Here is an 11,904-nt window from a genome sequence, read left to right as displayed (position 1 = left end):
CGGCGGAGGAGCGCGCGGCCCGGGGATCGGGCGGCGCGGGTGACGCGGGTCGGGTGTCGCGGGTCGGGCGGGGAGGGGCGTCAGAGGACGCCGCGGGTGACCATGTTGGTGATGGCGCGGGTGGCCCGGGCCATCACGGTGTCCAGGGAGACGCCGACGTGCTCGCCGAGCGCGGCCTTGGCCGCCTCGACGTCGCCGGCGACGACGAGGTCGCCGATCGCCAGGTGCTCCTGGACGGTCGCGGTGATGCGGTCCTCGGTCACGTAGTCGTACATGCGCACCGAGCGGATCCGGTGGTTGACGGCCTCGAGGGCGTCGACGATCGCCTCGTTGCCGGCGGCACGGCAGAGCGTGACGTGGAAGCGCTCGTCCTCGACCACGAACTGCGGGGTCGGCGACGGCGGGCTCTCCGCGAACTCCCGCCACCGGTCGAGCTCCGCGGTGAGGAGCGGGAGGTCGTACGCGGCGGCGTCGTAGTCGATGGTGCGCTGGATCCCGCGCATCTCGAGGGTGACCCGCAGCTCGTACAGGGCGGCGAGGGCTTGCAGGTCCGGCATGACGACGCGGTAGCCGTACTCGTCGTTCTCGATGAGGCCGTCGCTGCGGAGCATGAAGAGCGCCGTGCGCACGGGCGTCCGCGAGACCTGCATCTCGGCGGCGATCGCCTCCTCCCGGAGCCGGGTGCGCGGCGCGTAGGCCCCGCTCATGAGGCGGTCGCGGAGCTGCTCGTAGACGTGGTCGGTGCGGGAACGCCGTGGCCCGGTCGCGGCGGCGGACGCCGTCGGGGTCTCGGGGGCGTTCTCGTCGTCGCTCATCCCTGCACCATACGGTCCGCCGAGGGAGACGATCCTCCGGAGCGGCGGCTCCGTCAGCATGGGGCTCATCGCTGCGCGGGGAGCACGTAGCGCCCCGTCCGGTCGGTGGCGAGCGCGAGCGAGGAGATGTACTGCGGCGAGCCGTCCTCCGCGCGCTCCGCCGAGAGGATCATGTCGGGCCGCTCGAACTCCAACCCCGTGACGTGGCAGCGCAGCAGCGCGGCGGAGGGGTTGCCGTCCGCGTCGAGCATCGGGAGGTCGATGCCGTCGTCGGTGCGGCGGAGGTAGTAGCGGCCGCGCGTGAGGATCGCCATGAGCGGGGTGGCGACGATCGCGATGCCGACCGCGAACATCGGCGAGAACGGGGCGATGTCCGGCCCGAACGCGCCGAAGAACATGGCGATGGAGATTCCCGCGCTGAGCGCGAGCGACACGACGCCCACCGGGTTCCAGTCGTGGAGCATGCCGCGCCGGAACTCCGGGTGCTTGGGCGACAGCCCCAGCACGTGCTTGTTGATCGCGATGTCGGTCGCCACGGTGACGATCCAGGCCATGCCGCAGTTGGCGTAGAAGCCGAGGATCGTGTTGAGGAAGTCGAACATGTTGAGCTCCATCAGCGCGAGCGCGATGGCGAGGTTCACGATCACGAAGACCATGCGTCCGGGGTACGTGCGGGTGACGCGGGTGAACGAGTTCGTCCAGGCGAGGGATCCCGAGTAGGCGTTCGTCACGTTGATCTTGATCTGCGAGATCACCACGAGCACCACGGCGAGGGCGAGGGCCAGCCAGCCGGGCATCATCTGCTCGTAGACGCCGAGGAACTGGTGGACCGGCTCGTTCGCGGTCGCCGAGGCGGCGGGATCGAGCGTGGCGATGAGGTAGACGGCGATGAAGAGGCCCACGGCCTGCTTGACGGCGCCGAAGAGCACCCAGCCGGGTCCCGCGAGGATGACGGCGCGCCACCAGGCGACGCGGTTGGCGTCGGTCTTCGGCGGCATGAAGCGGAGGTAGTCGATCTGCTCGGCGATCTGCGCGATGAGCGAGAGGCAGACGCCGGCCGCCAGCATCACCGACGCGAGGTCGGCGCCGCCGGTCCCGCCGCCCTCGCCCGGGTAGGCGAGGAAGGTGCCCACCGACCCGGGGTTCGCGATGACGAGGTAGGCGAACGGGATCACCATCAGCACGAGCCAGAGCGGCGTGGTCCAGACCTGCAGCTTCGACAGCGCCTTCATGCCGTAGATCACGAGCGGGATCACGAGCAGCGTCGACGCCGCGTAGCCCACCGGGCGCGGGATGCCGAGGCCGAGCTCGAGCCCCTGCGCCATGATCGAGCCCTCGAGCGCGAAGAAGATGAACGTGAACGTGGCGAAGATCACGTTGGTGATGATCGAGCCGTGGTAGCCGAAGCCGGATCCGCGCGTGATGAGGTCGAGGTCGATGTTGTACCGGGCCGCGTAGTACGCGAGCGGGATGCCGGTGACGAAGATGATGACGGCGGCGACGAGGATCCCGAGGAGCGCGTTCGTGGTGCCGTGGGCGATGCCGATGTTGGCCCCGATGGAGAAGTCCGCGAGGTAGGCGATGCCGCCGAGGGCGCTGGTGGCGACGACGCCGGCGGTCCAGCGCCGGTAGGAGCGGGGCGCGAAGCGGAGGGTGTAGTCCTCGAGGCTCTCGCGCGTGGCGGCGCGGGTGGTCGAGTCGGCGGAGGCGGAGGCGACGGCGGGGGCGGCGGAGCTGGGGCCGGGTGGAGCTGACCGGGTGTCTGGCGTCATGGCAGGGCCTTTCACGGGCGACGGTGCAGGGCGGGGAGCACGACGCTCTCCGGTGGGCGTCGTGCGACCACTCTGCTCAGCCCGTGTTTCGACGATGTTCCCCGCAGCGAACATCTGTGTGTCGACAGCGCTGTACACGAGGTTGCATACGAACTCGACGCCAGCGACGAGCCACGAGGCGACCGGGCACGTGCCCGACCCCCGCCTGATCCCGCGCCTCAGCCCGCGAGCACCTTCCGGATCCGCTGCAGCGACACCGGCTCGGCCGTCGGCAGGTGCTGGGCGAAGAGGCTGAGGCGCAGCTCCTCGAGCATCCAGCGGGCGTGCACGAGCGACGCGGGCGCGTGCGGCGCCGACGGGATGACGCCGCCGGCCTCGCGGTAGAGGTCGGTCGCCTTCTGCACCTCGGTCATCCACGCGCGGTCGCGCGCGGGCTGGTCGGGGAGGCGCTGCACGCGGTGGGTGAGGCCGGAGAGGTAGGCGGGCAGGCGCTGGAGCCGGGCGAGGCCGGTCGCCGAGACGAAGCCCGGGTGCACGAGGCCGGCGAGCTGCTCGCGCGCGTCCGTGAGCGCGCCGATGAGCTGCATGCTCGTGGCCTGCTTGATCGCGCGCTCGGCGTCGCGCGCGCCCGTGAGGATCCGGTTGACGAGCGCCACGGTGTCGAACATCGAGTCCATGACGACGCCGGAGACGCGGTCGCGCGCCGTCTCGAACAGCTCCTTCGAGTAGATCGCGCCGCCCGGGGCCACGCGCTCGAGCACCTGGTCGATGCACGCGAGCAGGCAGTCGTCGAAGAGCGCCTGCACGTTCGGGTACGGGCTCGTCGCGAGCATCAGCTTCTCCTGGCTCGTGAGGTGCTGCTTCACGTAGGCCGAGGGGTTCGCGATGGCGAGCACCAGGAGGCGCCGCACGCCGCCGGGCATCGCGCGGGCCTGGTCCTCGGCGGTCGCCATGAGGCGGATCGCGACGGTGGACCCCTCGTCGACGAGCGCGGGATACGCGCGGATGACGTGCCTGCTGTCGCCCGTGCCGCCCTGCGCGGTGTCGACGAAGCGGGGCAGCTCGTCGAGGTCCCACGTGGTGAGGCCCGTGCGCTCCATGCCGCGCGTGGCCGGGCCCTTCGCACCGGCGACGCGCTCGACCGGCCGGGCGGTGGCGCGCGCGACGCTGTCCCGCGCGCGGCTGGACAGGCGCGCCTGCAGCTCGGTGAGGTCGCGACCGGCGGCCACCTCGCGGCCGCGCTCGTCGACGACCCGGAACGCCATGCGCAGGTGCGCGGGGATCCGGTCGAGGTCGAAGTCGTCGTCGGCGACGCGCACGTGCGCCTTCCGCATGATGAGGCCCGCGATGGTGGTGGTGAAGGCCACGGGGTGCTGCGGATCCGGCTCGGGCAGGCCCTCGAGGAGCCGGTCGGCCCAGTCGGCGGCGGGCACGACGTTCTTCCGCAGCGCCTTCGGGAGGGCCTTGATCATGGCGGTCACGAGGTCGCGCCGCATGCCGGGCACCTGCCAGTCGAAGCCCGCGGGGCTGAGGCGCGCGAGGAGCGCGAGCGGCACCTGCACGGTCACGCCGTCGTCGGGCGCGCCCGGCTCGAAGCGGTAGGTGAGGGAGAGGCGCTGGTCGCCCTGCTGCCAGGTGGGCGGGAACGCGGCCTCGTCGACGTCCATCGCGTCCGAGGCTACGAGCTCCTCGGCCGTCATCGTGAGGAGCTCGGGCGTCTCCTGCCGCTGCTTCTTCCACCAGCCCTCGAAGGCGCGCGTGGAAGCGACGTCGCGCGGGATCCGCTTGTCGTAGAACTCGAAGACGGCCTCGTCGTCGTTGAGGATGTCGCGGCGGCGCGTGCGCTCCTCCACCTCGGCGAGCTCTTCGCGCAGGCGGCGGTTGGCGCGGTCGAAGGCCTGCTGCGACTCCCAGTCGCCCTCGACGAGCGCGTGCCGGATGAAGAGCTCGCGCGCGTACGCGGGGTCGATGCGGGAGAACTGCACGCGGCGCTTCAGCACGATCGGCACGCCGTAGAGCGTCACGCGCTCCCACGCGACGGTGGCGCCCTGCTTCTTCTCCCAGTGCGGCTCGCTGTGGGTGCGCTTGACGAGCCCGCCCGCGATGGGCTCGGCCCACGCCGGGTCGATGGCCGCGTTGGTGCGCGCGAACAGGCGGCTGGTCTCCACGAGCTCGGCGCTCATGATCGCGTCGGGCTGCTTCTTCGCGAGCGCCGACCCCGGGAACACCACGAAGCGCGACTGGCGGGCGCCCACGTAGTCCTTCTTCTGCGCGTCCTTCAGTCCGATGTGGGAGAGGAGGCCGGCGAGCAGCGACTTGTGGATCCCGTCCGGGTCGGCCTTGGGCTCGTTCATGGCGAGGTCGAGGGGGCGGGCGAGCTGGCGCAGCTGGCGGAACACGTCCTTCCACTCGCGGACGCGGACGTAGTTGAGGAACTCGGCCTTGCACATGCGGCGGAACGCGCTCGAGGAGAGCTCGGCCTCCTTCTCCTCGAGGTGGTTCCAGAGGTTGAGGAGGGTGATGAAGTCGCTCGACGGATCCACGAAGCGCGCGTGCTGCTGGTCGGCCTGCGGGCGCTTCTCGAGCGGGCGCTCGCGCACGTCCTGGATGGTGAGGCCGGCCACGATGATCATCACCTCGCGGCTCACGCCGTGCTTCCGCGACTCGACGACCATGCGCGCGAACCGCGGGTCGATGGGCAGGCGCGACAGGTCGCGGCCCACCTGGGTGAGGGCGGGCGTGCCGTCGGGGGAGCGGATCACGGCGCCGAGCTCGGTGAGGAGGTCGACGCCGTCCTTGATGCCGCGGGAGTCCGGCGGCTGGAGGAACGGGAACGCGGCGATGTCGCCGAGGCCGAGCGACACCATCTGCAGGATCACGGCCGCGAGGTTGGTGCGGAGGATCTCGGGCTCGGTGAACTCGGGACGGCGGAGGAAGTCCTCCTCCGAGTACAGGCGGATCGCGATGCCGTCACTCGTGCGGCCGGAGCGGCCCGAGCGCTGGTTCGCCGACGCCTGCGAGATCGCCTCGATGGGGAGCCGTTGCACCTTGGAGCGCACGCTGTAGCGCGAGATGCGGGCGGTGCCGGCGTCGATCACGTACTTGATGCCGGGCACCGTGAGGCTCGTCTCGGCGACGTTGGTGGCGAGCACGATGCGGCGGCGCACGCCCGCCTGCGTTGACGGCTGGAAGACGCGGTGCTGGTCCGCCGACGACAGCCGGCCGTAGAGCGGCAGCACCTCGGTGTGCGGGAGGTTCCGGCTGCGGATCGCGTCCTCGGCGTCGCGGATCTCGTTCTCGCCGCTGAGGAAGACGAGCACGTCGCCCGACGACTCGGCGGCCAGCTCGTCGAGGGCCGCGTTGATGCCCTCCAGGAAGTCGCGATCGTCGGCCGGGCGCTCGAGCGGCGCGTCGGCGAGGTCGTCGTCCTCGCCCGCGACGGCGGCCTCGGCCACGAGCGGGCGGTACCGGATCTCCACCGGGTACGTGCGCCCGGACACCTCCACGATGGGCGCGTCGCCGAAGTGCTTCGAGAAGCTCTGCGGGTCGATGGTGGCCGACGTGATGATGAGCTTGAGGTCGGGCCGGCGGGGCAGCAGCTGCTTGAGGTAGCCGAGCAGGAAGTCGATGTTGAGGCTGCGCTCGTGGGCCTCGTCGATGATGATCGTGTCGTACTTCTTCAGCAGCCGGTCGCGCTGCAGCTCGTTGAGCAGGATCCCGTCGGTCATCAGCTTGATGCGGGTGTCGGCGGAGACCTTGTCGGTGAAGCGCACCTGGTAGCCGACGAGCTGGCCGACCTCGCCGCCGAGCTCCTCCGCGATGCGCTCCGAGATGGTGCGCGCGGCGAGGCGGCGGGGCTGCGTGTGGCCGATGCTCTCGCGGCCGAGCTCGAGGCAGATCTTCGGCAGCTGCGTGGTCTTGCCCGAGCCCGTGGCGCCCGCGACGATGACGACCTGGTTGTCGCGGATGGCGTCGGCGATCTCATCGCGCATCCGGCTGACGGGGAGCTCGGGCGGGTACACGATGCTGGATTCCATACGTGATCATCCTATCCGCGGGCTGTCAGGCCTCCCCGGGGCGGTCGTCGACGGTTATCGTCAGCGGCAGGCGCCCGACGGACGGTGCCCCGGGGGGCACCGCCTCCCGCGTCGTCGACGACCGATGGGACCGACCATGACTTCCGACACGCCCCTGCTTCCCGCCCACGAGCAGGAAGGCACGGGGTTCGCCTCCGTGTCGGTGGCCGCGATCCTCGCCGAGTCCGCCGAGCGGCACGCCGACCGGGTCGCCGTCGTCGTGGGCGACGTCGCCACGACCTATCGCGAGCTCTGGGACGAGACCCGCGCCTACGCGGGCGCGCTCGCCGCGCGCGGGGTGGGCGAGGGCACGAGCGTCGCCATGCTGATCCCCAACGTGGCCGACTTCCCGCGCGTCTACTACGCGGTGCTCGCCCTCGGCGGCGTGGTCGTGCCCGTGCACGCACTGTTGAAGGCCGAGGAGATCGCATACGTGCTCCGCGACTCCGGATCCGCGCTCCTCGTCTGCGCCGGACCGCTGCTCGAGCAGGGCGCGAAGGGCGCTGCGCTCGCCGAGGTGCCGGTGATCAGCGTGCTCGTACCGGCCTCGACCGAGGGCGGGCCCGACCGGCTGGAGGAGCTCGCGCCGGCCGCGACACCGATCCGCACCTACGTGCCGCGCCGGCCGTCGGACATCGCAACCATCCTGTACACGTCCGGCACCACGGGCCAGCCGAAGGGCGCCGAGGGCTGCCACCTGGCGCTGGTGATGCAGGTCGACGTGCTGCTGCTCAACACGCTCGATCTCCGCACGGGCGACCGGATCCTCGGCTGCCTGCCCCTGTTCCACACGTTCGGTCAGACCTGCACCATGAACGCGTCCTTCCGGATCGGCGCGACCATCGTGATGGTGCCGCGCTTCGACGGCGACGCGGCGCTCGCGCTCATGGTCGAGCACGACACGCAGGTGTTCATGGGCGTGCCGACCATGTACTTCGCGCTGCTGGCGGCGGCGGGCCGGAACCCCGCGCGCCCGGCCCTGCGCTACGCGGTCTCAGGCGGCGCCGCGCTCCCGGTCGCCGCGATCGAGGCGTTCCGCGACGCGTTCTCCGCCGAGATCCACGAGGGCTACGGCCTCACGGAGACTTCGCCCGTCGCGTCGTTCAACCACGTGGGGCTCCCCGCCCGGCCCGGCACCGTCGGGAAGCCGATCTGGGGCGTGCAGATCGAGATCGCCGACCCCGAGCACGAGGACCGGGTCGAGCTGCTCGAGCGCGGCGTGCTCGGCGAGATCGTGATCCGCGGCCACAACCTCATGAACGGCTACCTGCACCGCCCCGAGGACACCGCGCGCGCGGTCGTCGACGGCTGGTTCCGCACCGGCGACCTCGGCACCATCGACGACGACGGCTACATCCGCGTGGTCGATCGGACGAAGGACATGATCCTGCGCAACGGCTACAACGTGTACCCGCGCGAGGTCGAGGAAGTGCTCGCCCGGCACGAGGCCGTCGCGCAGTGCGCCGTGTTCGGCGTGCCGCACGAGGAGCACGGGCAGGAGGTCGTCGCCGCGATCGTGCCGAAGGCGGACGCGACCGTCGACGCCGCGGAGGTCGTCGCGTACATGAAGGAGCGCATAGCGTCCTACAAGTACCCGCGACGGGTCGAGGTGGTCGAGGCGCTGCCGCTCGGGCCGAGCGGGAAGATCCTCAAGCGGGCGCTCGTCGAGCGGTTCGGCTCGTGACGGAAGGGCAGGGCGGCGACGTCCTCCGCGCGCCCGTCCCGTCGGTGCCGATGGGCGACGGGGTCCTCATCCCGCAGTTCGGCGTGGGAACCTACAAGGTGACGGACTCCGACGCCGAGCGGATCGTCGCGGAGGCGCTCGAGGTCGGCTACCGGCACATCGACACCGCTGCCATGTACGGCAACGAGGAGGGCGTCGGGCGGGCGATCCGCGCGTCCGGCCTCCCGCGCGACGAGCTGTTCGTCACCACCAAGGTCTGGAACGACGACCACGGGCGCGACCGGGCCCGCGACGCGATCCGGCGCAGCCTCGACCGGCTGGGCCTGCCCGCGGTCGACCTGCTCCTCATCCACTGGCCCGCCGCCGAGCGCGGCCTCTACGTGGAGACGTGGGAGGCGCTCGCCGCGGCCCGCGACGCGGGGCTGAGCCGCTCCATCGGCGTCTCCAACTTCCTGGTGCCGCACCTCGAGGCACTGGCGACCGCCGGCCTGCCCGCACCTGCCGTGGACCAGATCGAGCTGCACCCGCGGCACCAGCAGCGGGCGACCACGGCATACCTCGCCGAGCACGGGATCGCCGTCGAGGCGTGGAGCCCGCTCGCCCGCGGAGCCGTCGTGCGGCCGTCGTGCGCGACGCCGCCCGCGCCCACGGCCGCACGGACGCGCAGGTCGTGCTCCGCTGGCACGTGCAGCGCGGCACGATCGTCTTCCCGAAGACCACGCGGCGCGAGCGGCTGGTCGAGAACGCGGACGTCTTCGACTTCGCGCTGACGGACGAGGAGATGGCGGGGATCACCGCGCTCGAGGCCGCGGGACGCGTGGGCAGCCACCCCGACCGGGTGGTCTGACCGGGTCGCTCCCCAGCGGCACGGGCGCGTCACCTCGGCCGGGTACCGTGTCCGTCATGTCCCAGCACCGCATCCGCACGCGCCTCAAGTCCGTGGTCTCCCGGGGCGTCGCGCCCCTCGGCGGCCATGCGGGCGGCGCGGCCCGGGCGCGGGCCGAGCGGGAGGATCCGGCGGAGCAGCCGGGCGCGCGTCGCCCGAGCCTCGTCGACAACGGCGTGTATGTCGACGGCTGCCGCGTCGCGTCGCCCGCCACCCTCGCCGACACGTTCCGCGAGCTCGACGAGCGCCCCGAGGCGATGGCGGGGATCGGCCTCTACCGCCCCACGGTCGAGGAGCTGCAGGCGCTCGCCGAGGAGTTCGACCTGCACGAGCTCGCGGTGGAGGACGCGGTGCAGGCCCACCAGCGCCCCAAGACCGAGCGCTACAGCTCCACCCTCTTCACCGTGCTGCGCGCCGCCCGCTACGTGGACGACCGCGAGGAGGTGGAGTTCGGCGAGCTGCACGTGTTCCTCGGCCGCAACTTCGTCATCACCGTCCGGCACGCCGAGTCACCCGACCTCTCCGCCATCCGCACGCGCATGCAGGAGCGGCCGGAGCTCCTCACGCACGGGCCGCAGTCGGTGCTGTACGCGATCCTCGACGCCGTCGTCGACGGGTACGCGCCCGTCGTCACGGGCCTCGCGAACGACATCGACGAGATCGAGGACCAGGTGTTCGACGGGGATCCGGCCGTGTCCCGCCGCATCTACGAGCTCAGCCGCGAGGTCATCGACTTCCAGCGCGCGGTGCGCCCGCTCGGCGGCATGCTCCAGCAGCTGCAGGCGGGATCCGGCAAGTACGAGGTCAGCGAGGACCTCCAGCAGGCGCTCCGCGACGTGGCCGACCACGTCATCGTCGTCAACGAGCGCGTGGAGGAGTTCCGCGTGCTGCTGCGCGACATCCTCACCGTGAACTCGACGCTCGTCGGCCAGCGCCAGAACGAGGAGATGCGCGAGCTGAGCGAGTCGAGCAACCGGCAGAGCGTGGAGACCCGCAAGATCTCGGGCTGGGCGGCCATCCTCTTTGCGCCCACGCTCGTCTCGAGCGTCTACGGCATGAACTTCGACATCATGCCGGAGCTGCACTGGGACTGGGGCTACCCCTTCTCCCTCGTCCTCATGCTCGGCGTGAGCGGCGTGCTCTACGGGATCTTCCGCAAGCGCGACTGGATCTGACGCCCGGACCCGTCCCTGCCCCGCGCGTAGCGTGGACGCATGCCCAACCGCCTAGCCGACGCCGTCAGCCCGTACCTCCAGAGCCACGCGGACAACCCGGTCGACTGGCGGACATGGGGCGAGGAGGCGTTCGCGGAGGCCCGGAGGCGCGACGTGCCGGTGCTCGTCTCGGTCGGCTACTCGACCTGCCACTGGTGCCACGTCATGGCGCGCGAGACGTTCCAGGATCCCGCGCTCGCCGACCGGCTGAACGCCGGGTTCGTCGCGATCAAGGTCGACCGCGAGGAGCACCCCGAGGTGGACGCCGCGCTCATCACCGCGGCCGGCGCCTTCACGGACCAGCTCGGCTGGCCGCTCAACGTGTTCACGACGCCCGAGGGCCGCACGTTCCACGCGGGCACCTACTCGCCGCCGGAGCCGCGCGCCGGGCACCCGTCGTTCCGGCAGGTGCTCGACGCTGTGGCCGACGCCTGGACCACGCGCCGCGACCAGGTCGAGCAGGGCGCGGGGCAGCTGAGCGCCGCGATCCGGGAGGCCTCCGAGCGCGGATCCGTCGCGTCGCCGCTGCCGGACGCCGCCGCCCTCGACCGGATCGCCGCCGACCTCGCCGCGTTCGAGGACCCGGAGCACGGCGGGTTCGGATCCGCGCCCAAGTTCCCCGTCGCGCCCGTCGTGCTGCTGCTCGACACGCTCGCCACCTCCGGCGTGCTCGCGCCGTCACGCGCCGAGGCGACGCGCGCGCTCGTGCGCCGGACGCTCGACGCGATGGCCGGATCCGACCTGCGCGACCCGGTCGAGGGCGGCTTCTTCCGCTACTCCACGCGGCGCGACTGGTCCGAGCCGCACTACGAGCGGATGCTCTACGACAACGCGTTGCTGCTCGACGCGTACGCGCGTGCCGGGGACGAGGAGGTCGCGGGCGGCATCGCGGCGTTCCTCACCGGCACGCTGCGGCGGGCGTCCGGCGGGTTCGCGTCGGCGCAGGACTCCGAGAGCACGGTCGGCGGCCGCCGCGTCGAGGGCGGCTACTACGCGCTGGATGCCGCGGGGCGGGCCGCCGAGGAGCCGCCGGCGGTCGACGGGAAGGTGCTCACGGGGTGGAACGGGCTCGCGATCGGCGCTCTCGCCCGGGCGGGCCGCGCGTTCGGCCGCCCCGCCTGGATCCAGGCCGCGCGCGATGCCGCCGACATGCTGCTCGCGGAGCACGTGCGCGCCGACGGGTCGCTCGTGCGCGCGTCCATCGACGGGCGCGTGTCGCCCGCGGTCGCGACGCTCGAGGACCACGGGATGCTCGCGGACGGGCTGCTCGCGCTCGCGCTCGCGACGGGCGAGGTCGGCTACGCGGTGCGGGCGCGGGGGATCGTGGACGCGCTGGTCCAGGCGGCCGACGCCGCCTCCGCTGCGCAGCCCGGGGCGGGCGAGCCGCAGTCGGGCGCCGCGGGCTTCCGCGTGCCGACGGGCGCGGATCCGGTGCTCGCGGGCTTCGGCCTCGACCT

The 11,904-nt window shown here is 72.2% G+C and carries 6 protein-coding genes and 1 pseudogene; 4 read left to right on the top strand and 3 right to left on the bottom strand.

Translation table 11 applies throughout. The features are described 5' to 3' along the window. Nucleotides 1-80 precede the first annotated feature (80 nt). The 3 genes from HDR73_RS00695 to hrpA all read right to left on the bottom strand — a co-directional run bounded on the left by HDR73_RS00695 (nucleotide 81) and on the right by hrpA (nucleotide 6,624). A complete protein-coding gene (locus HDR73_RS00695; RefSeq protein ID WP_041464654.1) occupies nucleotides 81-815 on the bottom strand; it encodes a GntR family transcriptional regulator in 735 nt (244 codons plus the stop codon). Between the two features lie 65 nt (nucleotides 816-880). After that, nucleotides 881-2,587, bottom strand: coding sequence for a purine-cytosine permease family protein (locus tag HDR73_RS00690; RefSeq protein WP_012299643.1), 1,707 nt, complete (start codon nucleotides 2,585-2,587; stop codon nucleotides 881-883). Nucleotides 2,588-2,805: 218 nt separating this feature from the next. Beyond that, nucleotides 2,806-6,624 carry an ATP-dependent RNA helicase HrpA gene (gene hrpA, locus HDR73_RS00685; RefSeq protein WP_012299642.1) on the bottom strand — a complete coding sequence of 1,273 codons (3,819 nt, stop codon included), beginning with the start codon at nucleotides 6,622-6,624 and terminating at the stop codon, nucleotides 2,806-2,808. Between the two features lie 136 nt (nucleotides 6,625-6,760). Between hrpA and HDR73_RS00680 the strand changes: the two genes are divergently transcribed. From HDR73_RS00680 to HDR73_RS00665, 4 genes and pseudogenes are all read left to right on the top strand, one after another. Beyond that, on the top strand, nucleotides 6,761-8,347 hold the full coding sequence (locus tag HDR73_RS00680; RefSeq protein WP_049792007.1) for a long-chain-fatty-acid--CoA ligase: 1,587 nt from the start codon (nucleotides 6,761-6,763) through the stop codon (nucleotides 8,345-8,347). A gap of 50 nt (nucleotides 8,348-8,397) precedes the next feature. Further along, nucleotides 8,398-9,194, top strand: a pseudogene (locus tag HDR73_RS00675) (aldo/keto reductase). A 47-nt stretch (nucleotides 9,195-9,241) separates the two neighbouring features. Continuing rightward, nucleotides 9,242-10,408, top strand: a complete 1,167-nt coding sequence (locus tag HDR73_RS00670) for a magnesium and cobalt transport protein CorA (RefSeq protein ID WP_012299640.1) — start codon at nucleotides 9,242-9,244, stop codon at nucleotides 10,406-10,408. Nucleotides 10,409-10,447: 39 nt separating this feature from the next. Further along, nucleotides 10,448-11,904: thioredoxin domain-containing protein (locus tag HDR73_RS00665; protein ID WP_287136184.1), on the top strand; the 1,457-nt coding region annotated here is incomplete at its 3' end.

This window comes from Clavibacter sp. (assembly GCF_014802555.1).
GTDB classification, from domain to species: Bacteria; Actinomycetota; Actinomycetes; order Actinomycetales; family Microbacteriaceae; genus Clavibacter; species Clavibacter sepedonicus.
The sequence above is the reverse complement of the archived record's forward strand: the minus strand, read 5'-3'. Positions and strand labels throughout refer to the sequence as shown.

Excerpts from the sequence above, each read along its gene's own strand:
- HDR73_RS00680 (WP_049792007.1), top strand. The coding sequence starts at position 6,761 with ATGACTTCCGACACGCCCCTGCTTCCCGCCCACGAGCAGGAAGGCACG.
- HDR73_RS00690 (WP_012299643.1), bottom strand. The coding sequence starts at position 2,587 with ATGACGCCAGACACCCGGTCAGCTCCACCCGGCCCCAGCTCCGCCGCC.
- HDR73_RS00695 (WP_041464654.1), bottom strand. The coding sequence starts at position 815 with ATGAGCGACGACGAGAACGCCCCCGAGACCCCGACGGCGTCCGCCGCC.
- hrpA (WP_012299642.1), bottom strand. The coding sequence starts at position 6,624 with ATGGAATCCAGCATCGTGTACCCGCCCGAGCTCCCCGTCAGCCGGATG.